Genomic DNA, 26632 nt, shown 5'->3' with positions numbered 1-26632 from the left:
TGCCCGGTGAAGTCCGGGCAATAGGCAATGGACAAGGCGAACTCACACCTCGTCGCCGGGCCTTGTGTACTACTTCATTATTGCTGCCCGGATCTTCTTATCCGTCTTGTACTGGTTCAACGCGTACACCGACCAGATCACAGCTGGGATCCATCCAATGATGGTGAGCTGCAACAACAGGCAGAGGATGCCCGAGAACGGTCGACCAATCGTAAACATCTGCAACCACGGCAGAAAAAAGGCAAGAAGCAATCGCATGGGACCTCCCTGGTACGCAATCTTGATCAAAAGTGTGATATCCGTCACACAACAGACCATTGCACCGTAAAGAAATCCGACATAGCAGGCAAGGCGACAACGGACCCAGCTGCTCCAAGTTGGAGAATGCCGATTCGGTTCTCAGGCGCGGGCGGCTTCGCGGGGGAGGAGGGACGAGATCATCCAGGTGGCGAAGATGAAGAAGGTGGAAGCGATCAGGGCGCCTTCCAGGCCCCAGACCATGAAGATGGCGCCGGAGGCGACAGTGCCGACCAGGCGGCCGCCAGCGTTGGCCATGTAGTAGAAGCCCACCTTCATCGCAACGCGGTCGGCCTCGGCGTAGTCAAGGATGAGGAAGGAGTGGACGGCCGAGTTGATCGCGAATACCACGCCGAACACGCCCAGTCCGACCATCAGCACCCAGGCCGGGTCCAGGCCCACCTCCAGGCCGATCACAATGGCGATCGGCAGCAGCATCAGGATGAACGCCCACAGGCGCGCGGTGAGTCCGGTCGGATGCACCCCGCCCCGGCCCAGCAGGCGCGGCACCGAGGCCTGCACGATGCCGTAGCCGATCACCCACAGCGCGAGGAACGCGCCGACCTGCATGTGGTTCCAGTCGAGCGTGGCGCTGAGGAACACCGGCAACGCGACCACGAACCAGACATCACGCGCGCCGAACAGGAAGAAGCGTGCGGCCGAGAGCACGTTGATCGCGGCGGAGTTGGAGAACATCTGGGTGAACTTCGGCTTGCCCCCGACACGCCCCAGCCCGCGCGGCAGTCCGACCACCGAGAACAGCATGACCAGCGCCAGCATCCCGGCCAGGATGACCAGCGCCATCTGGAAGCCCACGCTGTAGAGCAGCGCCCCGCCGACAAAGAAGCCGACCCCCTTTAGCGCGTTCTTCGAGCCGGTGAGTACCGCCACCCAGCGAAACAGCCGCCCCTCCCTGTCGCCGGCGATCAGCTTCACGCCGGACTTCGCGCTCATCTTGTTCAGATCCTTGGCGATCCCGGACAGGGCCTGCGCAAACATCACGTAGGCCACGCCCAGCCACGCCTCGGGCACCGTGAGCATCAGCAGGGCCGCCACCTGCAGCAGCGTCCCGCCGATCATGGTGGTGTTCACCCCCAGCCGCGCGGCCAGCCAGCCACCGGTGAGGTTGGTGATGACCCCGAACAGCTCGTAGAACAGGAACAGGAAGGCGATCTCCAGCGGGCTGTAGCCAAGCTGGTGGAAGAACAGCACGACCAGCATGCGGATCGCGCCGTCGGTGACGGTGAACGCCCAGTAGTTCGCGGTGATCCGCGCGTAGGCGCCCAGCCCCAGGGTGGGGGGCCCGCCCGGGTTCGGCTGGTCGGCCGTGCCGCTCACGACGGCCTCAAACCCCGAGCTTGGCGACGCGGGCGACCAGCTCGACCAGCCGGTTCGCGTAGCCCCACTCGTTGTCGTACCAGGCCAGCACCTTCACCTGCGTGCCATCGACCACCATGGTCGACTGGGCATCCACGATGGACGAGCGCGGGTCGGTGCGGAAATCGCTGGAGACCAGCGGGCGCTCCTCGTAGCCGAGGATGCCGTTCAGATCACCGTTCGCCGCCTCGCGCAGCAGGCCGTTGACCTCCTTCGCCGTCGTCTCGCGCGCGGCCTCGAAGGTGAAATCCGTCAGCGACGCGTTCATCAACGGCACGCGCACCGCATGGCCGTTCAGACGCCCGTTCAGTTCGGGAAAGATGTCGCCAATCGCCTTCGCCGAGCCGGTAGTGGTCGGGATCAGGTTCAGCCCGGCCGCACGAGCCCGGCGCAGGTTGTCGCGCGGCAGGTCCACCGGCGACTGGGTGGCGGTCATGTCGTGGACGGTCAGGATGGTGCCGTGGCGGATCGACAGCGCCGGGTGCAGCACCTTGACCAGCGGCGCCAGGCAGTTGGTGGTGCAGGAGGCAGCCGTCACGACGTGGTGCTTCGCGGGATCGTAAGCGGCGTCGTTCACACCCATCACCACGTTCAGCGCGCGCTCGTCCTTCACCGGCGCCGCGACCACCACGCGCTTCGCGCCCCGGGTGAAATGCGGCTCCAGCGTGTCCATGGTGCGGTAGGCGCCAGTGGCGTCGATCACGATGTCCACGTCCGACTCGCTCCACGGCACCTGCGCCGGCTCGGCCAGGCTCGTGTGGCGCAGCTCGCGCCCGTCGATCCGGATCTGGTCCGCTGCGGCCTCGGGCTCGCGGCCCCAGCGCCCGTGCACCGAGTCGAACTCCAGCAGGTGGCCAGTGACGGTCCCGTCGGCCGCGACCTCGTTCAGATGCACGATCTCGATGTCGTCCCGGTCCCATGCCGCGCGCAGGGCCAAGCGACCGATCCGCCCCATCCCGTTTATACCGACGCGCACCGCCATGGAGCCCCTCCCGCGAAAAATCGCGTCAGCATACCCCGCCCAAATGACAACCGCATGACGCCCAACCGCTGAAGACCCGGCTCGTCAGTTGAGCCAGACGATCCCCGCGTTGAGGTAGATGGCGAAGGCGACCCACAACAGGTACGGCACCAGCAGCGCGCCGGCAACACGATCGATCCGCCAGAAAGCGATCAGGGTGGCCAGGATCAGCGGCCACAGGATCAGGATCTCGGCGAGCGCCAGATCCGGGCGTTGCACGCCGAAGAACAGCACCGACCAGCCGAGATTCAGCGCGAGCTGGGCCAGGAACAGCCCCAGCGCCATCGGGGCGCCGGTCAGGCCGACGCGCCGCCAGACATGCCAGGCGGCGAGGCCCATCAGGCCGAACAGCACGGACCAGACCGGGCCGAACACCGCATCCGGCGGGTTCAGCGGCGGGCGCGTCAGCGTCGGATACCAGTCGCCCACCGAGAGACTGGTTGCCCAGCCACCCAATCCCGCCACAGCGAAGACCAACACCATCCAGGCCAGCAGACCCAGCATGTCCATGGCAAAGGAGCGCCGCCGCGGGCGCGGGGAACGGGCCGAATCGGATGTCGTCACGGAATTCTCCTTGTACTCGGGGGTCCTAGTCCGGGCTTCATCGAATCGGCGCCGGATTCCGAACGGAATTCATGCACGATTCAGTCAGCCACGCGACACTCTAACCTGACCACCCGGCACACAAGCGAGTTGCAATGCCCCGCCCCGCCACACTGATCACCGCGCTCCTGTTCCTCCTGGCCGCTGGCATCCTCGCCTGGATGCTGCTCGGGCCGGAAGACGACGCGGCCCCTTCCGGTCGTCCGGGCGGCGGCGAGACCCGCCCGGTCGCAGTCGCCATTGCCGGCATCGAGACCCGCGACCTGGTCGAACGGCGGCGCTTCACCGGCAGCATCGAGGGCGCCGACCGGATCGAGATCACCCCCCGCGTGGGCGGGCGGGTTGCCGAGGTGTTCGTCAATCTGGGCGACCGCGTGGAGCCCGGTGATCCGCTGCTGCAGCTGGATACCGAGGAATTCGAGCAGGACGTGGCCCAGGCCGCGGCGGAGCTGGAAGTCGCCGAGGCCAGCCTGGCCGAGGCCCTGGCCAGCCGCGATGCGACCCGGCGCGAACTGCAGCGCACCCGCAAGCTGCGCGACCAGGGGATCGCGTCGCGCTCGGAGCTGGAGGCCGCGGAAACCGAACTCGCCCTGGCACAGACGCGCGTCACCCTGGCCGAGTCGCAGATCCGCCAGCGGCGTTCCGCGCTACGCACCCGCGAGATCCAGTTGAGCTACACCCGCATCGAGGCGGGTACGGCCGACAGCACCCGCTGGGTCGCCGAACGCCACGTGGATCCCGGCACGGTCATCAGCGCCAACGACACCGCACTGGCGCTGGTCCGGCTGCAGCCGGTGCGCGCCATCCTGGCCGTGACCGAGGCCGACTACGGCCGGCTGTCGCCGAGCCAGGGGGCGCAGGTCTACACTGCCGCCTATCCGGACGCCGGATTTGCCGGCACCATCGCCCGCATCGCCCCGGAATTCCGGCCCGGGTCGCGTCAGGCGCGGGTCGAGGTGGAGATCCCCAACGAACGCGACCAGCTGCGCCCGGGCATGTTCGTGGAGGCCGCCATTACCCTGGGGGAACGCAACGCCGTCCTGGCGATCCCACGCGACGCGATCATCCAGCGCGAGGCCGGCCCGACCCTGTTCAGCGTGGACCGCAGCGGCGAACGCCCGCAGGCCCGCCGCCATCAGGCGGTTACCGGCGTGCGTGACGGCGACTGGGTCGAACTGCTGGAACCCGAGCTGCCGGAAGGCACCGAGGTCGTCGTGCTCGGCCAGCACCTGCTCGCGGACGGCACCCCGCTGCGCGTGACCGACCCGCGCAACGTGCCGGGTGGAGACGACACACCCGAGTCGGACACCCCGTGAATCCGGCCCGCGTAACGGTCCACCGCCCCGTGCTGACCAGCATGGTAGCCCTGATCGTGGTGATCCTCGGCCTGACCGCGCTGACCCGCCTGCCGGTGGATCTGCTGCCGAATATCACCTACCCGGTGGTCACGGTGATGACGTCCTACCCCAATGCCGGGGCCGAGGAAGTCGAACAACTCGTCACGCGCCAGGTGGAGCAGGCCGCGGCCGCCATTACCGGTGCCCAGGAGATCCGCTCGACCTCCGCCGAGGGCAACAGCAACGTCCGCATCAACTTTGCCTGGGGCACGGACATCCGCCAGGCGGTGGACGACCTGCGCGATCGCCTGGCGCGCATCGAGGACCGCCTGCCCGATGACGCCGATCGCCCGCTGGTACGCCAGTTCGACACCCAGGACTCGCCCATCATGCGTCTGGGCATCGGCTCGCAACTGGACGCCATCCACCTGCGCACCCTGATCGACAACCGTATCGCCCCGCGTCTGGAACGCATCCCCGGCGTGGCAGCTGTGGATACCTTCGGCGGCCTGGAGCGCGAGGTCCGCGTGGAGGTGGACCCGGAACGCATCGAGGCCATCGACCTCGGCCTGGACGACCTGCGCAACCGCATCCGCGACGCCAACGTGATCACCCCCGGCGGCCCGATCATGGACGGGCGCCGCGAATACCGCCTGCGCACCCCGGCCGAGTTCCGTTCGGTGGACGAGGTCCGCGACACCATCGTGCAGCGCAGCGAGGACGGTGTGACCTACCTGCACCAGGTGGCCGACGTGCGCGACACCCACCAGCGCGTTACCCGCCGGTTCCGGGTCAACCAGGAGGAAGGCGTGCAGCTCGCCGTGCGCAAGCTGGCCGACGCCAACACCGTCGAGGTCTCCGAGGCGGTCCACGCCGAACTGGTGCGCCTGAACCGCGACTTCCCCCAGATCGACATCCGCGCCGTCACCGACGAGGCCGGTTTTATCCGCAACTCCATCACCAACGTCGGTCGGTCGATCCTCTACGGCAGTGCCCTGGCCGTGCTGGTGCTGCTCGTGTTCCTGCGCAACATCCGCTACACGCTGGTGGCGGCCACCGCGATCCCGCTGGCGGTGATCGCCACCTTCGGCCTGGTCTACTTCGGCGGCTACTCGCTGAACCTGATGACACTCGGCGGGATCGCGCTGGGCGTGGGGCTAATGGTGGACAACGCCATCGTGGTGATCGAGAGCATCGCGCGACGGCGCGAGGAACATGCCGAGCAGACCGCCGCCGAGGCCGCCATCAGCGGCACCGGGCGCGTCGCGCCCGCCATCGTCGCCAGCACCCTGACCACCGTGGCGATCTTCCTGCCGCTGTTCTTCGCCGAGGAACTGGCCGGCCAGCTGTTCAAGCCGCTGGCGGCGGTGGTCGCCTTTGCCCTGGCAGGCTCGCTGATCGTCGCGCTGACCCTGGTCCCGATGCTGATGGCCCGCGCCCCGATGCCCAAGCGTGACACCAGTGCCCTCGCGCGCATGGAGCAACGCTACCAGGGGGTGCTGCGACGCACCCTGACCCAGCCATGGATGGTCATCGGCATCAGCCTCCTGCTGCTGATGATCGCCCTGGCGGGGCTGCGCGGCGTGGGCACGGAATTCCTGCCCGCCACCGACGAAGGCGAATTGCGCGTGCATGTCGCCATGGAGCCCGGCACACCCCTGGAAGAGCTCTACGCCACCATGTCCGGCCTCGAGGCGATCATCCACGACGAGGTCCCGGAACTGGAAAACCTGGTCTCCAGCTCCGGCGCCTCGGCGTTCCGCGCCTCCTCGCCCGCCTCCGGCAACATGCGCGTGATGGTCGGCTCGCGCGACAGTCGCAGCCGCTCCTCCGAAGAGATCGCCGCGGCCCTGCGCGACGCGCTGGGCAGCCCGCCGGGGGTCGAGATCCGCGTGCGCGCCTCCAGCGGGATCTTCTTCCGCGGCTTCGGGCGCGGCGCCGACGAGGAAAGCCTGTCCATCGAGGTCCGCGGCTTCGAACTGCCCACGATGAACGCCGTCATCGAGCGTTTCGAGACCGCGCTGGCGGACGTCCCCGGCGTCACCGACACCCGCGTCGGCTCCGACGGCGGGCAGCCGGAATTCGCCACCCGCATCCACCGCGACCGCGCCGCCGACCTCGGCGTGGACGTGCGCACCATCGCCCAGACCCTGGAAACCGCCCTGGGCGGCTCCGGCGCCGGCCAGCTGCGCGCGGGCGGCGACGAGACGCGCATCTGGGTCCAACTACGCGACGCCGACCGGAGCTCGCTGGACGACCTCCTCAACCTGACCGTGCGCAGCGAGGATGGCGAACGCGTGGCATTGCGCAGCCTGGTCACGTTCGATACGGCGATCGGCCCGGACAGCATCCAGCGCCGCGAACAGGCGCGCATCAGCACCTTGTTCGTGAACATCGGCGACCGCTCGCTGGGCGAGGTCGCCGCCGACGTGCGTGCGGCGCTGGCCGATATCCCGCTGCCGGAGGAGATCGACTTCTCGGTCACCGGCGACATCGAGGAGCAGGAAGCCGCGTTCTCCGAACTGCTCCTGGGCACCCTGCTCGCGACGTTGCTGGTCTACATGGTCATGGCCAGCCTGTACGAGTCCCTGCGCGACCCGCTGATCGTGATGTTCTCCATCCCACTGGCGATCATTGGTGTAACCGGCGCACTCCTGATCACCGACACCACGCTCAACGTGCAGTCGCTGATCGGCATCCTGCTGCTGGTCGGGATCGTGGTGAACAACGCGATCCTGCTGGTGGACCGCATGGCGCGGCGCCACCGCGAAGACGGCATGGAACTGCAAGCGGCCATCGTGGCCGCCGCGGGCGAGCGCCTGCGCCCGATCCTGATGACCACGCTGACCACCATCCTGGCGCTGTCGCCGCTGGCCATCGGCATGGGCGACGGCGGCGAGGCCCAGGCCCCGATGGCCCGGGTCGTGATCGGCGGGCTGCTCTCGTCTACCCTGATCACCCTGGTGCTGATCCCGACGCTCTACCTGCTGTTCCACCGCCGGGGCGAGCACCCGCAACCCGTCTACCGAGTCGCCACGGATCATGCCTAGAACTCCCCTGCCCTTCCTCGTCGCGCTCGCACTGGCGCTGGCCCTCCCGGCCCACGCCTCTGAAGCGCCGGATGCCTCCGACGGGCTGCGCCTGTCCCTGCCCGCGGAGGCACTGACGGACGCCCGGCCGTTCGAACGCGAGGCGGTGGCGGAAGAGACCCTGTCCCTGGAGGAGGCCGTCGCCCGCGCGCTGGAAGGCAACCGCGGCCTGCGCGCCGAGCGCCTGCAAACCGCGATCCAGGGCACCTTCGAGGCGCAGGAACGCGCGGTGTTCGACCCCGAGCTGTTTGCCGAGCTGGAGATTAGCCGCGACCAGAGCGTGCGCCAGCTGGAACAGATCGGAGAAACCGATGAAGTAACCACTACCCGGCGCTTTGGCGAGGCGGGCCTGAGCCAGTCGCTGCCAACCGGCACGGACCTGACGGTCTCCGTACGCAGCTCGCGCAGTTCCAGCTCGCGCGTGGAGGCACCCCAGTTCACCACCCGCGCGGGCCTGAGCCTGACCCAGGCCCTGCTCCGGGGCGGGCGTATCGAGTCCAACCTGGTGCGCCTGCGCCAGGCCGGCCTCGACGTGGAGGCCTCGGAGTACGAGGTCCGCGGCTTCGTCGAACAGCTGATCACCGACGTCGAGGGACGCTACTGGGATCTGGTGCTGGCCGACGAACGGATCGCCATCTTCGAGGAGGCCCTGGCCGTGGCCCGCGAGCAGCTCGACCAGACCGAGCGGCGCATCGCCGCCGGCGACCGCCCCGAGACCGAGGCCGTGTCGGCCCGTGCCGAGGTGGCGCTGCGCCGTCAGGGCCTGATCGACGCCCGCGCCGAACGCGCCCGCGCGCAGGACGGCCTCGCGCGACTGCTCCAGGGCGACGGCGGCCTGTGGGATACCCGGCTCGAGGCGAGCTCCGAGCCGGGCCTGGAACGCTACACGCTGGAACCCCTGAATGCCTACGTGGCGCTGGCCCGCGACCATCGCGCCGATCTCAACGAAACGCGACTGCGGGTCCAGCGCGACCAACTGGAGGTCGTGCGCACCCGCAACGGCCTGCTGCCGCGCCTGGACTTCTTCGTGACCCTGGGCCAGTCGGGCTACGCCGACAGCTTCAGCCGCACCTGGCGCGACCGCCAGGGCGACGGCTACGACCTGGCGGCCGGCCTGCGCTTCGAGATGCCGATCGGCAACCGCGCCGCCGAGGCCGAACACACCCGGGCCCGGCTGACCCGCCAGCAGATCCGGGAAACCCTGGCCAACCTGGAGCAACTCGCCATCGAGGATGTGCGCGGCACCTGGTTCGACGCCGCCCGCATCCGCGAACAGATTCAGGCACAGGAAGAGACCGTCGAGTTGCAGGAAGAACTCCTGCGGGTGGAACAGACGCGCTTCCGCGTCGGCGCCGGGACCGCGCTGGCCGTCTCCCAGGCCCAGCGCGACCTGCTGGAGAGCCGCCTGAACCTGACCGAGACGGTCGTGCGTTTCCGTCAGCTCACCACCGAACTGCTGAACGCCAGCGGCACCCTGCTGCTCCATCGCGGCATCGACGCCCCCGGCGCCGAACGCGTGGAGATCCGTCTGTAAGCCGGCTTGCACACGACCCGGCGCCTTCGGGTCGCGCGGCTATTGATCCACCGACCGGGCATTGCCCTGCGCGTCGATCTCGACGACCAGCATCGCCCCGGCGCCAAGGCTGCGGCCGCTCAGCTCCATGATGTTGGCCCGGTGGGTCACGTAGACCGCCGGCCCCGCCGTCTGCCGGTATTCTTCCGCCAGGTGTTCGCGCCACGCCTGCATGCGCCGCTCGCGATGCGGGGCATTAGTGCGAAACACCGAGCCCATTGCCTCCAGCACCACGGGCTCACCGAACCCCAGGAGCGCCGCGGTATCGACATTGCGGCACCACGGACCCGCGAACACCCGGATCGACTCCAGGCCCGCCGCGCGCAGGCGCTCCCCACTGGCGCGCGCCTGATCGCGTCCTTCAGCCGACAGATTGCGCTGCGTGGCGCAGTCATCCACATCGAAGCCCGACGGGTCACCGATGCCGGGCGCCAGGGCATGGCGCAGCAGCAGGATGCGGTGGGGCTCCTGTAATTGCGCGACGATCGCGCGTTCGGCCGCCAGGTCGCCCGCCACCAGGGGCAGAGGCACCGCCAGCGCGGCGATCCAGAACACCAGAACGACAAAGCGCTTCGTCACGCGATCTTCCCCGAACGGCGACGCCGGCAGGCGTCCGAACAGTAGCGAACCTCATCCCAGCACCGGGCCCATTTGCGCCGCCAGGCGAACGGGCGGCCGCATACCGCACAGGTCTTCTCCGGTAGATGCGGCTTGGCGTGGGCCACCTTAGCGGTCCGGGTGACAGACCCCATCGTCGCAGCGCGAGCGCCAGCGATAACGCGCAATCACGTTGTAGACGCGATCCATCAGCCAGACGATCGGCGGCAGGCGATGCAGCACACCGCCAAGCCAGCGGTAATATGGCAGGTGCCGCCAGACCAGCACGAAGGCCCAGGCGCCGCTGCGAATGCGCCCGTCGGCGCTTACGGCATGCATGCGCTGCATCGCACGATCCCAGGTAATCCCCCAGGCGTCGAGCGGTGTGGCATCGGCATGGATATCACGCCAATCGATCGCGCCCGCGGTGTCGAGCCGCTGGTAGTGGCCGATCTCGCGCCGGCAAAGCGGACAGCCGCCGTCGAAGAACACCACCGGTCGTCCCGGGGCCTCGGAATATTGGTCCTGGTGGTTTTCAGGCATGCCCCACCGGCCCGGTCTGCTGGTGCCGGGCACCATCGAGGGATCTGAGCGCCCGCTCGACAACATCACGCGCCAGATCCTGGGTCATCTCGGGGTTGGCCGGGATCATCTCCGTGCGCACGGCCAGGGCCATTGCCAGCGCTTGCAGCACGTCGCCATTGCAGGTATCGCCCAGCACACCGATCTCGCTGTCCAGCGTGTCGGTCAGGCGATCCAGCAACTGTTGCACCCGCACCGCGGAACCGGTCTCGGGATGCAGATAAAAATCGAAGGACACGGCCTCGCCGCTCGGGGTGACATAGCGATAGGGCAATACATCCATGGCTCTCTCCTTCGCGAACGGTTGGCTTGTTAAGGCAAATTCCGGGGTCGTCCTCCTCACCCCTTCGCCTTTGGGCCACGAAACGGCAAAACAGTTCGCCGCGCGTGCTTCCAGAAGAGAAGAAAGGGCACGCCCCATCCCGCCCGGCGAGCGCAGGCGTTATCCTTTCAGCCCATGAATCCCCGTCTCCGGACAGTCATCCACCCGCACGCCCACCGCCAAGAGGCGAGACCGTAGTGGCCACGCGCCTCAAGCGCCGTCCGCTCCGCCGGTTGCTCTACTGGACCGGCGGGCTGGTCGCGTTTCTGCTGGCGCTGGGGATCGGGGCAATGCTCGCCCTGGTGGTGCTCTTCGCCCGGGTCGACCCGCCCTACGGCATGGCCATGGTGGTGGCAACCGACTGGCAGACCGCCTCCAACCGGCGCCCGGACTGGCAACGCCTGGACGACCTGCCCCGCCATCTGATGCTGGCGGTGATCGCGGCCGAGGACCAGCACTTCCCCAACCACCGCGGCTTCGACTGGGGCTCGGTGCGCCAGGCGCTCAGCGATCATGCACGCGGCGGGCGCCTGCGCGGAGCCAGCACCATCAGCCAGCAAACCGCGAAAAACCTCTTTCTTTGGCACGGCCGCTCCTGGGCACGCAAGACGCTGGAGGCCGGGTTCACCTTCGGCATGGAGACCCTCTGGCCGAAGCGGCGCATCCTCGAGATCTATCTCAACCTGGCGGAATGGGGTCCCGGCATTTACGGCATCGAGAACGCCGCCCAACACTACTTCGGGATCTCCGCCACCGAGCTCGATCGCCACCAGTCCGCGCGCCTGGCAGCCATCCTGCCCAGCCCCGGCCGCATGAACCCGGTCCGCCCGGGACCCAACCTTGACCGGCGGATCGTCTGGGTCGAGCAGCAGATGGCCCAGCTCGGCATCGCCTGGCTGGATCCGATGCTGCTGGAATAAAGCCTGTGCGCAGGCCACCGAAATTGTGGCACGGAACTTCCAGCCTTTAGACTGCCTCGGACTGACTGACCGTACCGGGGGCTCGCAAGGATGTCCCTCCCAGACATGGAGGTTTTCCGTGACCCATCTGCGCGCGCCGCGTATCGACTTCTCCCGCCTGCTGGTGCTTTTCGCGCTCCTACTGATCCTGCCCCTCGGGGCCGCGTCCGCACAGGGCACCGGTCAGCAGGATTCCGGCAGCGATCTGCGCCAGATGCTCATCGACGCACTGGAGAACGAGGAGGCCCGCGAAGACTTGCTCGAGGCCCTGCGCTCCGGCGACGGCTCCAGCGCGGAGGACGCCGCCACGAATGACCTGCCGGTCGAAACCGGCGACAGCGAATCCGTGGCGCGCCAGATTGCCCAGCTCACCCAGTCGCTGGCCGAAGGCACCGTGGCCGAGGTCCGGGCCCTGAACGACATCGCAGTGGATATCGCCGAGCGCGTGCGCGGAGTCGAGCCCACCGTGTTCGGGCTGGCGGTACTGGATCTCGCCTTCGTCATCGTGTTCACCGTGGTGGTGTTCCTGATACTGCGAAGGCTGGGCGCACCGTTGTTCACCCGACTTGATCGCTGGGCCTTGAATGCGGCCGAGCATATGCGGCTCATGCGGGCGCTACCGGCCGTGGTCCTGGCCGCGGCGATCGACTTCCTCGTCGTGATCCTCGCCTGGCTGGCCGGCTATGCACTGGCGCTGTTCGTGCTGGGCGACTCGGGCGAGATGAACACCCGGCACTCGCTGTTCCTGAACGCATTCCTGCTGATCGAGGTGACCAAGGCGGCCCTGCGCCTGATCTTCGCCACTCGCTACCACGGCCTGCGCCTGCTGCCGATGGCCGGGGACGAGGCCGCTTACTGGAACGCCTGGCTGGCCCGCATCGTGGGGTATATCGGCTACGGCCTGTTGCTGCTGGTCCCGATCACCAACAACCAGATCTCCTCCGAGGCGGGGCGCTCGTTGGGGCTGATCGTGATGCTAACGGCCTTCCTCTACGCCGCCGTGATCATCCTGCAGAACCGCACCCGGGTGCATGACCGCCTGATCAGGTTGGCCAACAGGGCGCAGTACGCCTTCACCCGCATCGTGATCTCGTTGCTGGCGAACTTCTGGCACTGGATCGCCCTGATCTACTTCCTGGCCCTGGCCGTGGTCAGCATCACCCGGCCGGAAGATGCGCTCCCCTTCATGGCCAAGGCGACCGGACAGACCCTGCTCGCCATCTTCGTGGGCATCTTCGTCGCCAACCTGCTGACCCAGTTGATCGGCCGCCGGATTCGGGTGCCCGAAGAGACCCGGGAGAAGTTCCCGTCGCTGGAGCTGCGCCTGAACTCCTACATCCCCAATGCGCTGAAGGTGATGCGCCTGGTGATCCTGCTGGTCGTGCTGGCCGTGGTCGCGGATGCCTGGGGTGCGTTCAGTCTGACCACATGGCTGGCCTCGGATATGGGCATGGCGGTGCTGGGCACCGCGATCTCGGTGGCGCTGATCCTGCTGGGCGTGCTGGCCATCTGGCTGGTCTTTGCCAGCTGGGTCGAGCACCGCATGAACCCGAACACCGGTGGCGGCGGGCCGACCGCCCGCGAGACCACCCTGCTGACGATCTTCCGCAACGCCATGGCCATCGTGCTGATCGTGATGACCACCATGATCGTGCTCGCCGAGATCGGCGTGAACATCGGCCCGCTACTGGCCGGTGCCGGTGTCCTCGGCCTGGCGATCGGTTTCGGGGCGCAAAAACTGGTGCAGGACGTGATCACCGGCGTCTTCATCCAGCTGGAGAACGCCATCAACGTCGGCGACATCGTCACGGTGGCCGGCACCACGGGCGTGGTGGAACGCCTGACCATCCGTTCGCTCGGCGTACGCGACCTCTCCGGGACCTACCACCTGATCCCGTTCTCGTCGGTGGATGCGGTCGCGAACTACATGCGCGAGTTCGCCTACCACGTCGGCGAATACGGCGTCGCCTATCGCGAGGACATCGACGAGGTCATCGTGCGCCTGCGCGAGGCCTTCAAGGAACTCCAGCAGGATCCCGACCAGGGACCCAACATCCTCGACGAGATGGAGGTGCACGGTGTCACCGCACTGGCCGACAGCTCGGTCAACGTGCGGGTCCGGATCAAGACCCTGCCGGGCACCCAGTTCGGCCTGGGCCGCGCGTTCAACCGCCTGGTCAAGAAGCACTTCGACGCCGCCGGCATCGAGATCCCGTTCCCGCACCAGACCATCTACTTCGGTCAGGAGAAGGACGGCGGCGCCCCGGCAGCCAATCTACGGCTTCTGCAGGAGAAACCCGCCAACGAGCAGGATGGCGACGACTACTCGGATGACCGGCGGGCGCGCCCAAATCCGAAGCACAAGGGCGACTACGACGAGGCCGACGACTGAAGCGCTTGTCCGTGAGCGGGGCGCGCACTCGAATCCCCCCTGCCGCGGCAGCTCCCGGGCAGGGGCTTCGCGGGCGACCCCGCTCCCAAGGCCCCAGGGAGACGCTGGCTCTTTCCGACGGCTCGGGCTTCGGGAGATCATGAGCGCATGCGTCTCCTGATCCTGCTTGTGCCTCTGCTCCTGCTCGTTGCCTGGACACCCGGCTGGTGGGTCCGCCACACCATGAAGAAATACCACCGCCCGGCGGACCGCTACGATGGCACCGGCGCGGAGCTGGCGCGCGAGCTGCTGGACCGCCACGGACTGCACAAGGTCCAGGTGGAAACCACGAAGGACGGCGATCACTACGACCCTGCCTCGCGCACCGTACGCCTGTCACCGGAGAACCACGACGGCCACTCGCTGACGGCGATTACCGTGGCCGCCCACGAGGTCGGCCACGCCGTACAGCACGCCCAGGGCTATGCGCCACTGCGCATGCGCAGCACGCTGGTCGGAATGACGCGCTACGGCCAGCAAATCGGCGCCTGGCTACTGGTCGCCATTCCGTTCATTACACTACTGGCGCGACACCCGGCGCCGGGGATCCTGTTCTTCCTGGCCGGGGTGCTGTCCATGGGTCTGGCCGCACTGGTCCACTTCGTCACCCTGCCCACCGAGTTCGACGCCAGCTTCCGCCGTGCCATGCCGATGCTGCGCGAGGGCAACTACCTGCACCCGCCCGACTACCCACATGCCGAACGCATCCTGAAGGCGGCGGCCTATACCTACCTGTCGCAGTCGCTGATGAGCCTGCTGAACATCGCCTCGTGGTTCCGGTACCTGCGCCGATGACCGTTCCCGCCCCGGACGCCTGCCCGTTGTGCGGGCAGTCCACCCGGCCGTTTCACCACCGCGGCATCGGCGACGCCTCGCCCGGAGACTATCGCCGCTGTCAGCACTGCGGCGTGATCGCGCTGGAACGCAACGCCTGGCCCCACCGCGAGGTGGAGAGGGCGTACTACCAGACCCACGAGAACCGGCCGGATGATCCCGGCTACCGCGCCCATCTGCAGCGACTGATCGAACCATTGGTCAAGGCGCGGCCACCCCCGGCCCACGGACTCGACTGGGGTTGCGGTCCGCAACCCGTGCTCGCCGGGTTGCTCCAAGACCGGGGCTACACGATGGCGTTCTGGGACCCGGCCTTTACCCCCGCACAACCCGATCCGCCCGGCGACGGCTGGGACATCCTTACCTGCACCGAGGTCCTGGAACACCTGCACACGCCCCTGAACACGCTGGGAACCATGGTCGCGGGCCTGCGCCCCGGCGGGGTCCTGGCGGTGATGACCGAATGGCCCCCTGCGGCGGCCGGCTTTCGTCGCTGGCACTATCGCCGCGACCCCACCCATGTCGCCTTCTACGGCCCGGCCACACTCCAGTGGATTGCCACCCGCCTGGGATGCACACTGGACCTGCCTGCCCCCGATATAGCCCTGTTCAGCCGCACAGGAGACCTCCCGCAATGATCCACCGACTGCGTGCCTGGCGTCCGGAATGGTTCGGTCTGCCCGTCGCGCACCTGCAGGCAATCCACGTCTGTGCCGCGGCTGGCGACCCGATGGATTCGATCGAGTCCATCGAGGCCATCGCCGGCAGCGGACTCCGGGGCGACCGCTACGCCACCCATCGCGGGCACTGGCATGCGGTCGAGAGCTGCCCGGTCACACTGATCACGGCCCCGGAACTGCAACGGGCGTCACAGCGCCGCGGCCGCCCGATCGCCCCCGGGGAACATCGCCGCAACCTCGTGGTCTCCGACTGGTACCGCATACCCCGCCAGAGTGGCTTTCTTCGGATCGGAGAGGCGGTCCTGAAGATCGGACGGCCACGCCCGCCCTGTGGGTATCTCAACCAGCTAGTGGGCGACAACCTCGCGCGAGCCCTCGGTCTCGACAGCGGGATTTGCCTTGAAGTCGCGCATTCCGGGATCCTTCGCGTCGGCGACCGGGTGAGCTGGCACCCGGGCGGTCCCGCATGATTCGGCCACGCTTGTTAAGCTGGGGTTAAGTGCCATTGACTACGATATACGTGTATTCACAAGGAGAAACTTTATGAAGATTCGTTCCCAGTCCCTCGCCGGACTGATTGCCGCCGCCGCGCTCGCGCTGGCCAGCCCACTCGCCATCGCCCAGGGCATGGGCCAGGGGCAAGGTCAGGGCGGCATGGGCATGCAGGGTGGCCAGGGCGGCAACCCGCAGATGGAGATGCAGCAGCTCCAGCAGACCCTCGCCGAGACCCAGCAGCAGGCCATCGAGAACAACCCCCAGTTGGAACAGAAGGGTGAAGAACTGGAGAACCTGGTGCTGGACAAGATGGAGGCCGCCGGCTACCAGCCGCGCCGGGATCTGGAGACCCTCGAATCAGCCGAAGAGCAGCTGCGCGACCCCGATCTAAGCGCGGAGCAACGTCAGGAAGTCATTCAGTCCGAAGACGTGCAGCAGGCGCAGATGAACCTGCAGGAAGCACAGCAGGCCGTCGCGGAAGACCAGGAAATTCGCCAGGCGCAGGAATCCCTGCGTGAAGACCTGATGGCCGCCATGCGCCAGGAGAACGCCGATATCGACGACGTGATCGAGCGCATGCAGCAAATGCAGCAACAGATGCAGCAGCAACAGGGTGGTCAGGGCGGCATGATGCGCTAATCGCGCAACCAGCCCGGTAACAAAGAAAGCCCGGCCCCTGCAAAGGGACCGGGCTTTTTTCATGTCCGGGCCGGACCGTCAGTCGAGGCGACCCGTCTCCTGCGCCAGCGCACGCAGCGCCTCGGTCTGTCCATCGGGCAGCTGGTTCCAGCCAAAGCGCCAGCTCCAGTTGCCGTTACCAACTGTGCCGGGGGTGTTCATGCGCGCCTCCGATCCCAGGTGCAGGGCGTCCTGCATCGGCAGGATCGCAAGCTGGGCCGGTGAACGACAGGCCGCACGAATCAGCGGCCACGGCATCTCCTCGGCCGGGCCCTCATCCAGTGTCCCGATCACATGCTCCTGCATGGCCGGCTCCAGGGAGCGAAACCAGCCCAGCGTGGTGTCGTTGTCATGGGTCCCGGTATACACCGCACTCAGTTCATCATGGTTCGCCGGCAGATAGGGGTTGTCCTCCCCTCCTTCGAAGGCGAACTGCAGGATACGCATGCCCGGCAGATCGAAACGCAGGCGCAGTTCGGTGACCTCCGGCGTGATCACGCCCAGATCCTCCGCCAGCAGCGGCAACACACCCAAACGAGCCTGCAATTGCTCGAAGAAGTCGGCACCCGGCCCCGGCACCCAGTGGCCCTGAGTCGCATCCGGCTCGCTTGCCGGGACCGCCCAGCTCGCCTCGAAGCCGCGGAAGTGGTCGATGCGCACGGCATCCACTGTCTCCAGCGTCCAGCGCATGCGCTCCACCCACCAGTCGTATCCGCGCTCGGCAAGACGATCCCAGCGGTAATGCGGATTGCCCCAGCGCTGCCCGGTCTCGGAGAAGTAATCCGGCGGCACGCCGGCCACGGTCTGCGGATGCCCCGTGGCGTCCAGGTCGAACAGGTCGCGGTGGGCCCAGACCTCGGCCGAGTCGTGGGCCACGAAGATCGGCATGTCGCCGAGGATCAGGATGTCCTGCTTGCGTGCATGCTCGCGTACATCCTGCCACTGGTCGAACAGGACGAACTGGGCGAAGCGCACGGCCTCCAGGGCCTGGGCCGCTTCGGCCTCCACGGCCGCCAGGGCGGCCGGATCGCGATCGCGCAATGCGGCCGGCCATTCCCACCAGGGGCGGCCATCCTCGCGGCCGCAGATGACCACGAAACGGGCAAAATCATCCAGCCAGACCGGACCCTGGGCATCAAGGAAGGCCTGGTAGGCCTGCGCCCAGCCCTCGCCCGCCTGCCCCAGCCGCTCCCGCGCCTGTTTCAGCAGGGTCTCGACCGGCCCATCGTCCGCATCCAGCCCCGCCCGTGCGGCCAACCGTTGCGGGTCGATCAGGCGCACATCTCCGGCGAAGGCCGAGATACTGGCGTAGGGCGAACCGTCCTCCTGCGGCGGATGCAACGGCAGGATCTGCCACAGGCTGAATCCGGCATCCCGCGCCCAGTCCAGAAACCGGAAGGCCTCCTGCCCGAGCGTCCCCACCGGGCCCGGGCCCGGGCCCGGCAGTGAGACCGGATGCAGCAAAATGCCGGCCCGGCGGCGCTGCATCAGCGGATTACAGTGCTCTTCGCCCGCCTCCATGGACTATTGTCCCTTGCGCATGGTGCCGCCGGCGGCGGGATCACCACCCCCGACCGAAAGCACCTCGCCCAGGGACTCCGGCACTTCCAGATCTGCCAGCTGGTACAGCCGCGCCAGATGGCGCCGGTAGAGCTGTTCGAAGTCGCTGACTGATCCGGCCGGGTTGTACTCCCCGAACCACCAGCACCAGTCCGAGCCCTCGCACACCGCCAACTGCTTGCGCAATTGCGGCGTATCCAGTGCAGGGCGCCGCGCGATCGCCTGATCCACCGCCGTCCAGGCCTCGATCAGGCGGTCCCAGCCGAGGTTCTTGTCGGGATCACCGATCCAGGTGGAGAAGGTCCCGTAGACCCAGGACCCGGCCACCATGCCCGGCAGCTCGCCGCGATCCGCGCGCGGCCCGCTGCGCTGGCACACGTCGGAGAAGGTGCACAGGTTCAGGCGCGGGTTTTCCGCCAGGCGCTCATACAACGCCCGCAGGAAATGGAAGCCGTTGTCCGGGTAGTATTCCCAGGCGTTCTCGCCATCCAGGATCACCGCCACCACGCCACCCTCGGGCGACACAGAGGCAATGTTCTCCAGGTGATGGACGAAATCGCCGACTGCGTCGTCGGCATGCCAGTCGGCATAACGAAAACCGATGGCATCGGACAGCCCGTCATCACGGAAAAACATCTCGGTTTTGGCATCCGCCAACCGATAAGGGCGGTGCAGCCAGCCCTCCTGTTCCGCCGATCCGGTGTTGGATTCGGCCGTCTGACCGGCTGCGGCCAGGCTGTTACCCAGCACCGTCTGGCCACTGGCCGTCCAGCAAATATCGTAGTCATCCAGCAGGCGCACGGTCGCCTCGCTGATGCCCCCCTCCGACGGCCAGCAGCCACGCGGGCGAAAGCCGAAATACTGCTCGAACACCTCCAGCCCACGTTCGATGTGCCAGCGCACGCGGGCCTCGCCATCCGGGTAGACCGGGGCCTGCGGCAGGGCGATATCCGGCATCGCATCGCGAGCGGAATCCAGATCCAGCAGCAACGGCATGATCGGGTGGGCATACGGGGTAAACGACAGCTCCACCCGCCCCTGCTGCGCCAGCTCGCGATAGCGTGGCAGGATCGCCTTCACCTCGTCACGGATCAGCTTCAGCAGCCGGCCCCGGACATCGCGATTAAAGGCGGTCGTGACTTTCAGCCAGCCCTGCACCTCGGGATAGGCCCGGCGCACGGTCTCGCCCAGCCAGGCCAGGTGGTAGCAAGTGGCCAGATCCTGAAAATAGCGGTTATCCAGGTGCGCCAGCAGCACCGGATCCTCCAGCGCCTGGCGCGCCAGGGCCGCCAGGCGCTCGAACAGCGGAAACGGCTCGATCATGCGTGGGGCATGCGCCCGCAGGCACACGCGCAGGATCTCGCGGCGCTGCACCGGATCCACCGGCACGATGTCCATCTGCAGCAGGTCCAGCACCGGATCGCCAAAGCTCGAGCGGTCGCCAATACCGGCCTCCAGCCGCTCGCCGTAATCGGCGATCTGCTCCAGCAGGATCGGGGCGAAGTTCACCACTGCGCGCGCCTGGGGGCAGGCCTCCAGGTGCGCGGCCATGTCGGTGTAGTCCTTCAATGCGTGCAGGTAGGTCCACGGCAGCACGTACTCACCCGCGCCCGAGTCGTAGTATTGCGGCTGGTGCATGTGCCAGCACAACACCACATCGAGCTGCGGCGGCTGCGTGGCGAGCGCAGTGGAACTGCCGGATTCAGCGGACATGATGAGTGGCCTGGCCCAGCATTTCGGGCGTGACCACGCGCACTCCGCCCGGAGAGACGAAGTAGTCGCGTGCATCGGCCTCGTCGTCCACCCCGATCTCGGTCCCGTCCGGCACCTTGCAGCCCTTGTCGATCACCGCGTTGCGGATCACGCAGTTCTCGCCAATGGTGACGCTCGGCAGAATCACCGAGTCCTCGACCGTGGCGCAGGCGTTCACCTGCACGTTGGAGAACAGCAGCGAGTGGCGCACGGTACTGCCGGAAATAATGCAGCCGCCGGAGACCATGGAATCGATCGCCATGCCGCGCCGGTCCTCGTCGTCGAACACGAACTTGGCCGGCGGCAGCTGTTCCTGGTAGGTCCAGATCGGCCATTCCGAATCGTACAGGTTCAGTTCCGGGGTCACGCCGATCAGCTCCAGGTTGGCCTGCCAGTACGAGTCGATGGTCCCCACATCACGCCAGTAGCCCTGGCGCACGCCCTGCTCGTCGCGGAACGGGTAGGCCATCACCTGATTCCGCTCGATGATGCCGGGGATGATGTCCTTGCCGAAGTCATGGCTGGAAAAGGTGTCGTCGGCATCCTTGATCAGCTGCTCGAACAGGAAGTCGGTATTGATCACGTAGATCCCCATGGAGGCCAGCGAGTGGGTCTTGCTGCCGGGGATCAGCGCCGGCTCCTCCGGCTTCTCGGCAAACGAGGTAATCCGGCTGGAGGCATCCACGCCCATCACCCCGAAGGCCTTGGCGCGCTCTTGCTCTACCTCCAGGCAGCCCACGGTCATGTCCGCGCCGCTCTCCACGTGGAAGGCGATCATCTGGCCGTAGTCCATCTTGTAGATGTGGTCCCCGGCCAGGATCAGCACGTAGCTCGGATTGTGCTGCCGGATAATGTCGATGTTCTGGTAGACCGCATCGGCCGTTCCCGCATACCAGGAGGTCTCGATGCGCTGTTGCGCCGGCAGCAGCTCGATGAATTCGCCGAATTCCCCGCGCAGGAAGCTCCAGCCCCGCTGCATGTGCTGGATCAGCGAGTGCGCCTTGTACTGGGTCACCACCGCCACCTGACGGATGCCCGAGTTGATGCAGTTGGACAGGGGGAAATCGATAATGCGGAACTTGCCGCCAAAGGGCACGGCCGGCTTGGCCCGCCACAGCGTCAGTTGTTTCAGTCGCGAGCCGCGCCCGCCGGCCAGGATCAGGGCCAGGGTCTCCCGCGTCAGGCGGCTAACGTAGCGTTGCGGTTGCGGAGTCATGCACCCTTCCTTGCTTAGTCGTGTTGTACTAGAGACCGTAAACCCGAATTCCGTCGTTCCACATACGAAATGCGAGTTGGATCCGAGTATGGCAACAGCCCCCGACAAATGCACCCGTTCCGTCGCCGATTCGTTACGACGTCTGACCGAGGCACGGCTACATGACCCCCACGGCGTCCTCGGGCGCCATGCGCTGGATCAACAAACCACCTGCTACCGGGCCTGGCTGCCACATGCGAGCGCGGCGTCCGTCACACTTTGTGACGGTGGTCTCGCGACGCTGGAACCGGCTGCCGGGTTCCCGGGGTTGTTCCTCTGGCAGGGGTCGGCGGACGACCTCCCCGCGCAACCGCAACTGGACTGGCAGCCCGAGGGTGGCACAACAACATTGCAGCAGGTCGATCCCTGGGCCTTCGCGCCGGACATCCCCGAATTCGACCGCCACCTGTTCGCCGAAGGCCGCCACTGGCATGCCCACCGCATGCTGGGTGCCCATCCGCTCACCCGCGACGGCATCGAGGGCGTGCGTTTCGCTGTCTGGGCGCCCAACGCCGAGCGCGTCTCGGTGGTCGGCGACTTCAACCGCTGGGACGGCCGCTGCCACCCGATGACCGTCCACCCGGGAAGCGGCATCTGGGAACTGTTCATCCCGGGCCTGGCCACGGAGACGCTGTACAAGTTCGAGATCCGCAACCGCGACCAGGGCAGTCTGCATCTGAAGGCCGATCCCTACGCCCGCGCCTACCAGCTCCGCCCCGAGACCGCCTCGCGGATCCAGCCCCCCAGCAGCTACGCCTGGGACGACGACCACTGGATGCGCAATCGCGACCCCGAGGCCTGGAAGCACCGGCCCATGAGCATCTACGAGGTGCACCTGGGCTCCTGGCAGCGCAGCCCGGAGGGCGAATGGCCCAACTACCGCGAGCTGGCCGAGCGTCTGGTGCCCTACGCGCGCGACCTGGGCTTCACTCACCTCGAGTTGCTGCCGATCACAGAGCACCCGTTTGACGGCTCCTGGGGCTACCAGAGCACGGGCTTTTTCGCCCCCACCTCGCGCTTCGGCAACGCGGACGACTTTCGCTACTTCGTCGACCAGGCCCACCAGGCCGGACTGGGCGTGATCCTCGACTGGGTCCCGGGCCACTTCCCGCGCGACGAGTTCGCGCTGGCGCGCTTCGACGGCACGGCGCTGTACGAACATGCCGACCCGCGCATCGGCGAGCATCGTGGCTGGGGCACGCTGATCTTCAACTATTCGCGCCCCGAGGTCCGCAACTTCCTGCTCTCCAGCGCCCTGTGCTGGGTCGAGGACTTCCACCTCGACGGCCTGCGCGTGGACGCCGTGGCCTCCATGCTCTACCGCGACTACGACCGCGAAGGCGAGGACTGGCTGCCCAACATCCACGGCGGCAACGAGAACCTCGAGGCGATCGACTTCCTGCGTCACCTGAACGAGACCGTCCAGACCAGCCACCCCGGCGTCGCCATGATCGCCGAGGAATCGACCGCCTGGCCGGGTGTCAGCCGCCCACCGTCCATGGGCGGGCTGGGCTTCACCATGAAGTGGAACATGGGCTGGATGCACGACACCCTGACCTATTTCGGCATGGACCCGATCTACCGCACCCACCACCATGGCCAGCTCACCTTCGGCCAGCTCTACGCCTACAGCGAGAACTTCGTCCTGCCGTTCTCGCACGACGAGGTGGTGCACGGAAAACGCAGCCTGCGCGGGCGCATGCCCGGCAACGAGTGGGAGCAGCACGCCAACCTGCGCCTGCTCTACAGCTGGCAGTGGCTCTACCCCGGCAAGAAGCTGCTGTTCATGGGCCAGGAGTTCGGCCAGGGCCCCGAATGGTCCGAGGATCGCGAGCTGGACTGGTACGTGCTGCAGTACCCCCTGCACCAGGGCCTGCAGACTCTGGTGCGCGACCTGAACCGGGTGTACCGCGAAGACCCGGCCCTGCACGCCCGCGAATTCGAGCCGGACGGCTTCGACTGGCTGGACTGCGACGACGCCGCGCACTCCACGCTCAGCTTCGTGCGCCGCGACCATCAGGGACGCCAGGTGGTCGTGGTGCTGAACCTGACGCCCATGGAACGCGCGGCCTATCCGGTACCCGCACCGCATGCCGGGCGCTGGCGAGTCACCCTGAACACGGATGCGGAGGTCTACGGCGGAGGCTCACGCGGCCCGGCAGAGGCCTACGCCGAGCCGCTCGAACGTCACGGCCATCCCGCCACGCTCTACCTGCACCTCCCGCCGCTCGCGGCGCTGCTGCTGGAACCGGTCGCAGACTGACATCACGTCGCCTCGGCTACTGGATGCCCAGACGCTTGATCTTGCGCCACAGCGACACGCGGTCAATGCCCAGCAGCCGCGCAGCCCGGGTGCGGTTGCCTCCGGTCTGCTCCAGTGCCTGACGGATCTGCAGCACCTCCTGCTCCTCCAGAGTCCGCAGCGGGGCCGCGTCCTCGTGCACTACGCGGGCGCTGGTCTCGCGCAGGGCGCGCGGCAGATCGGCCAGGGTCAGATTCGCCGTACGTGCCAGTGCCACCCCGCGTTCGATAATGTTGGACAGCTCGCGGACGTTGCCGGGGTAGTCGTGTTCGACCAGGCGCTCCAGCGCCTCCGGCTCGATGTCGTCGATGCGCTTGCCCATCGACAGGGCGTGGCGCTTGAGGAAGTAGTAGGCCAGCAGCGGGATATCGTCGCGCCGATCGCGTAGCGGTGGCAGCAGCAGGTTCACCACGTTCAGACGGAAATACAGGTCCTCGCGCATCTCGCCACGATCCACCGCACGATCCAGGCGCCGGTTGCTGGCGGCGATCACCCGCACATCCACCGGGATCGGCGTCCGCCCGCCGACCCGCAGCCCTTCGCGTTCCTGCAGGACCCGCAGCAGGTTCACCTGCATCGCCGGACTGGTTTCCGCGACCTCGTCGAGGAACAGTGTGCCCCCCGCCGCGGTCTCGAACAGGCCCTTCTTCTGCTGGGTGGCCCCGGTGAACGCGCCCTTCTCGTGGCCGAACAGCTCGCTGGCCAGCAACTCGTCCTGCAGTGCCCCGCAGTTCACCGCGAGGAACGGCCCCTCGGCCCGCGCGCTGTGGTTATGGATGTAGCGCGCCAGCAACTCCTTGCCGGTCCCGCTCTCGCCAGTCAGCACCACGTTGCAGTCGGTGGGCGCAATCTGGCGCGCGGTCTCCAGCAGCCGCTGCATGGCCGTGTCCTGTGCCACCAGGGTCGCCTTGCGCCCGCCCTGCTCCACTTGATCGCGCAGGGCGCGGTTGTCGCGCCGCAGGCGGGTGAATTCCACCGCCTTGGCCACGACCTCGCGCACCTCGTCGATACGAAACGGCTTGGCAATGTAGTGGAAGGCCCCGGCCTTCATTGCCTCCACCGCGGAGTCCAGGGTGGCGTGCCCGGTGATCATGATTACCGCCAGGTCCGGATCCAGCTCGCGCGCCCGGCGCAGGATCTCCATGCCGTCCACCCCGGCCATGCGCAGGTCGGTCAGGATCGCGTCAAAGCGCTCCTGCTCCAGTGCGCGCAAACCCGTCGCTCCCTCCTCGCGGGTCGTCACAGAATACGGGGAATGCCGAAAGACCTGCTCCAGCTGGCGGCAGGCAATCGGCTCGTCGTCAATCACCAGCAGGCGCGCCTCCCGCATTTCGCCAGCCGGAGACGCCCGATGACCGTTGTCCTCGCGACTCATGCGCGGTCCCCGCATTCGCAGGGCAACCAGACCTGGAACCGCGTCCCGCCCATCGGGCAGCGACTGACGCCGATTGCCCCTCCGTGGTCCTGGACGATTTCCTGGGCCACGAACAGGCCCAGGCCCGAACCGCTCCCCTCGTCCCGTCCGCGGTAAAACGGCTCGAATACGTGATCCAGCGCCGCGTCCGGGATCCCCGGGCCGTCGTCGTCGATCGAAATCCGCACGACCGGGGTCAAATCCTGGCCGTGCACCACAAGATCGCCGACCACATGCCCGCCGGGACCCGGCCTCAGGTCAGCCAGGCGGCCCCGCTGGGCCTCAATGTGGACTTCTACGTCGTCGCCCCCTGCCTCGAAGGCATTGCGTAACAGGTTCACGAACACCTGCTGCAACCGCTCGGGGTCCACGGTGACCTGGAGGGCATCATCGACTCGCATGGTCACCTGATCCGCAGGGAGCGTGGCACGGATCAGATCGAGTGCCCCGTCCAGGATGGTCTTCAGCGAGCGGCACTCCTCCCGTTTGGGGCTCCGAGGTTGCTGGCGCGAATACATGAGCAGTCCGCGCACGATGTTCTGCGCCCGCGCCGTCTCGCCCTCGGCCTGCTGCAGCCACTCTTCCAGCAAGGCCGGATCACCGCCCCGCCCTTCCTCCGCGACCAGCTGCAGTGCCGTGGAGATATTGCCCAAGGGGTTGTTCAACTCGTGGGCTACACCCGATACCAGCACCCCCAGGGCCGCCAGCCGCTCGGAACGGCGCAGATCCTGGCTCCGCGCATCCAGTTCATCCAGCATCGCATTGAAGGCGTGGGTAAAGGACACCAGTTCACGATCCTGGTTGGGCGCGGTCAGACGCCTGCGCGACCCCGCCCCGATCGCCCGCAGCTGGTCCTCTACCGAGCGCAGCGGGGCGAGGATCCGCCGCGCCAGCCACCAGCCGCCCAGAAGGACCAGCACCAGCACGATACTCGTCGCCAGCAGCAATTCCGTACGTGATACCTGAACCCCGGTGCGCAGGTTCTCGCGCTCACGCTGACTCAGCACCTTGGTCAACGCCGAGGCCTCGCCGCCGGCGTTGCGAATGGACTCGACCAGCTGCTCGCGCCGCTCACCCGCCAGCCCGGGATACCGGCCCAGCCCCGTGCGATACAGCTCCAGAACGGCTTGCAACTCGTCGAGCTCGCCGGGGCGCGCATGCTGCGCCAGCGCCGCCTCGTTCTCGCGCACCCGTTCCAGCGCCGCCTCGGCATGGTCCCGCGCCGCAGCCAGGTCCCCATGCTCCCCGGAGCCATAGAACTTCTTCTCGAACCGGCGCATCTCGAGACTGTCCTGCAACAGCTCGGCTACCACGTCCCCCTGTTGCAGGCGCGTCTCGATGGTCGAAAGCGCGATGTACTGCGCGAGCACGAGACCCAGCACCAACACAACCACTCCGGCATACACCCAGCGGACCTTGCTGCGCAGACTGCGCCCCATAACGTTACTCGTTGCAATAGCGACCGCTACATTCT

23 protein-coding genes are annotated in these 26632 nt (G+C 67.4%); 10 read left to right on the top strand and 13 right to left on the bottom strand.

What is annotated here, in order from left to right; genetic code table 11:
• Nucleotides 1–69 precede the first annotated feature (69 nt).
• The 4 genes from F792_RS0110745 to F792_RS0110730 form a co-directional block, all read right to left on the bottom strand.
• On the bottom strand, nt 70–258 hold the full coding sequence (locus F792_RS0110745; RefSeq protein WP_018169601.1) for a YqaE/Pmp3 family membrane protein: 189 nt from the start codon (nt 256–258) through the stop codon (nt 70–72).
• A gap of 141 nt (nt 259–399) precedes the next feature.
• A complete protein-coding gene (gene arsJ, locus F792_RS0110740) occupies nt 400–1635 on the bottom strand; it encodes an organoarsenical effux MFS transporter ArsJ (protein ID WP_018169600.1) in 1236 nt (411 codons plus the stop codon).
• Nucleotides 1636–1642: 7 nt separating this feature from the next.
• A complete protein-coding gene (locus F792_RS0110735; RefSeq protein WP_018169599.1) occupies nt 1643–2656 on the bottom strand; it encodes an ArsJ-associated glyceraldehyde-3-phosphate dehydrogenase in 1014 nt (337 codons plus the stop codon).
• Nucleotides 2657–2740: 84 nt separating this feature from the next.
• Nucleotides 2741–3199 (bottom strand): TspO/MBR family protein, encoded by a 459-nt coding sequence (locus F792_RS0110730; RefSeq protein WP_038084862.1) that lies wholly within the window; start codon nt 3197–3199, stop codon nt 2741–2743.
• 194 nt (nt 3200–3393) lie between these two features.
• Between F792_RS0110730 and F792_RS0110725 the strand changes: the two genes are divergently transcribed.
• The 3 genes from F792_RS0110725 to F792_RS0110715 are packed head-to-tail and all read left to right on the top strand — an operon-like array spanning nt 3394 to nt 9258.
• Nucleotides 3394–4614 carry an efflux RND transporter periplasmic adaptor subunit gene (locus F792_RS0110725; RefSeq protein WP_018169597.1) on the top strand — a complete coding sequence of 407 codons (1221 nt, stop codon included), beginning with the start codon at nt 3394–3396 and terminating at the stop codon, nt 4612–4614.
• Nucleotides 4611–7685: an efflux RND transporter permease subunit gene (locus F792_RS0110720; protein ID WP_018169596.1), complete on the top strand. Its 3075-nt coding sequence runs from the start codon at nt 4611–4613 to the stop codon at nt 7683–7685. Before F792_RS0110725 ends, F792_RS0110720 begins: the two co-directional genes overlap by 4 nt.
• Nucleotides 7678–9258: a TolC family protein gene (locus F792_RS0110715; protein WP_018169595.1), complete on the top strand. Its 1581-nt coding sequence runs from the start codon at nt 7678–7680 to the stop codon at nt 9256–9258. The genes F792_RS0110720 and F792_RS0110715 overlap by 8 nt, the downstream gene beginning before the upstream one ends.
• 39 nt (nt 9259–9297) lie before the next feature.
• Here the strand turns inward: F792_RS0110715 and F792_RS0110710 are convergent, their stop codons facing one another.
• Genes F792_RS0110710 through F792_RS0110700 form a run of 4 tightly spaced genes read right to left on the bottom strand, consistent with a single transcriptional unit; the run spans nt 9298 to nt 10759 of the window.
• Nucleotides 9298–9876, bottom strand: a complete 579-nt coding sequence (locus F792_RS0110710) for a histidine phosphatase family protein (protein WP_018169594.1) — start codon at nt 9874–9876, stop codon at nt 9298–9300.
• Nucleotides 9873–10049, bottom strand: a complete 177-nt coding sequence (locus F792_RS14695) for a DUF2256 domain-containing protein (RefSeq protein WP_077276949.1) — start codon at nt 10047–10049, stop codon at nt 9873–9875. Before F792_RS14695 ends, F792_RS0110710 begins: the two co-directional genes overlap by 4 nt.
• Complete coding sequence (locus F792_RS0110705; protein ID WP_018169593.1) at nt 10024–10437, bottom strand: thiol-disulfide oxidoreductase DCC family protein; 414 nt, start codon at nt 10435–10437, stop codon at nt 10024–10026. Before F792_RS0110705 ends, F792_RS14695 begins: the two co-directional genes overlap by 26 nt.
• Nucleotides 10430–10759, bottom strand: a complete 330-nt coding sequence (locus tag F792_RS0110700; protein ID WP_018169592.1) for a hypothetical protein — start codon at nt 10757–10759, stop codon at nt 10430–10432. The genes F792_RS0110705 and F792_RS0110700 overlap by 8 nt, the downstream gene beginning before the upstream one ends.
• A 236-nt stretch (nt 10760–10995) precedes the next feature.
• Between F792_RS0110700 and mtgA the strand changes: the two genes are divergently transcribed.
• The 6 genes from mtgA (at nt 10996) to F792_RS0110670 (ending at nt 16836) form a co-directional block, all read left to right on the top strand.
• Nucleotides 10996–11718 carry a monofunctional biosynthetic peptidoglycan transglycosylase gene (gene mtgA, locus F792_RS0110695; RefSeq protein WP_018169591.1) on the top strand — a complete coding sequence of 241 codons (723 nt, stop codon included), beginning with the start codon at nt 10996–10998 and terminating at the stop codon, nt 11716–11718.
• A 118-nt stretch (nt 11719–11836) separates the two neighbouring features.
• Nucleotides 11837–14149 carry a mechanosensitive ion channel domain-containing protein gene (locus F792_RS0110690; protein ID WP_018169590.1) on the top strand — a complete coding sequence of 771 codons (2313 nt, stop codon included), beginning with the start codon at nt 11837–11839 and terminating at the stop codon, nt 14147–14149.
• A 147-nt stretch (nt 14150–14296) separates the two neighbouring features.
• On the top strand, nt 14297–14983 hold the full coding sequence (locus tag F792_RS0110685; RefSeq protein WP_018169589.1) for a zinc metallopeptidase: 687 nt from the start codon (nt 14297–14299) through the stop codon (nt 14981–14983).
• 26 nt (nt 14984–15009) lie between these two features.
• Nucleotides 15010–15660: a class I SAM-dependent methyltransferase gene (locus F792_RS0110680; RefSeq protein WP_018169588.1), complete on the top strand. Its 651-nt coding sequence runs from the start codon at nt 15010–15012 to the stop codon at nt 15658–15660.
• Nucleotides 15657–16172, top strand: coding sequence for an MOSC domain-containing protein (locus F792_RS0110675; protein WP_018169587.1), 516 nt, complete (start codon nt 15657–15659; stop codon nt 16170–16172). The genes F792_RS0110680 and F792_RS0110675 overlap by 4 nt, the downstream gene beginning before the upstream one ends.
• 73 nt (nt 16173–16245) lie before the next feature.
• Entirely contained in the window at nt 16246–16836 is a 591-nt protein-coding gene (locus F792_RS0110670; RefSeq protein WP_018169586.1) for a hypothetical protein, read from the top strand.
• Nucleotides 16837–16914: 78 nt separating this feature from the next.
• On the opposite strand, the gene malQ is transcribed toward F792_RS0110670, so the two are convergent.
• The 3 genes from malQ to glgC are packed head-to-tail and all read right to left on the bottom strand — an operon-like array spanning nt 16915 to nt 21403.
• On the bottom strand, nt 16915–18396 hold the full coding sequence (gene malQ, locus F792_RS0110665; RefSeq protein WP_018169585.1) for a 4-alpha-glucanotransferase: 1482 nt from the start codon (nt 18394–18396) through the stop codon (nt 16915–16917).
• A gap of 3 nt (nt 18397–18399) precedes the next feature.
• Nucleotides 18400–20148 (bottom strand): glycoside hydrolase family 57 protein, encoded by a 1749-nt coding sequence (locus F792_RS0110660; RefSeq protein WP_018169584.1) that lies wholly within the window; start codon nt 20146–20148, stop codon nt 18400–18402.
• Nucleotides 20138–21403, bottom strand: coding sequence for a glucose-1-phosphate adenylyltransferase (gene glgC / locus F792_RS0110655; protein WP_018169583.1), 1266 nt, complete (start codon nt 21401–21403; stop codon nt 20138–20140). Before glgC ends, F792_RS0110660 begins: the two co-directional genes overlap by 11 nt.
• A gap of 88 nt (nt 21404–21491) precedes the next feature.
• On the opposite strand from glgC, the gene glgB reads away from it, so the two are divergent.
• A complete protein-coding gene (glgB, locus tag F792_RS0110650; RefSeq protein WP_081620146.1) occupies nt 21492–23705 on the top strand; it encodes a 1,4-alpha-glucan branching protein GlgB in 2214 nt (737 codons plus the stop codon).
• 16 nt (nt 23706–23721) lie between these two features.
• On the opposite strand, the gene F792_RS0110645 is transcribed toward glgB, so the two are convergent.
• Together F792_RS0110645 and F792_RS0110640 are read right to left on the bottom strand one after the other, a co-directional pair.
• A complete protein-coding gene (locus F792_RS0110645; protein WP_026305962.1) occupies nt 23722–25119 on the bottom strand; it encodes a sigma-54 dependent transcriptional regulator in 1398 nt (465 codons plus the stop codon).
• Nucleotides 25116–26597: a HAMP domain-containing sensor histidine kinase gene (locus F792_RS0110640; RefSeq protein WP_018169580.1), complete on the bottom strand. Its 1482-nt coding sequence runs from the start codon at nt 26595–26597 to the stop codon at nt 25116–25118. The genes F792_RS0110645 and F792_RS0110640 overlap by 4 nt, the downstream gene beginning before the upstream one ends.
• Nucleotides 26598–26632 lie beyond the last annotated feature (35 nt).

The organism is Thioalkalivibrio sp. ALMg9 (assembly GCF_000380625.1).
Taxonomy (GTDB): Bacteria; Pseudomonadota; Gammaproteobacteria; order Ectothiorhodospirales; family Ectothiorhodospiraceae; genus Thioalkalivibrio; species Thioalkalivibrio versutus.
This window is presented reverse-complemented; position numbering and strand designations above follow the sequence as displayed.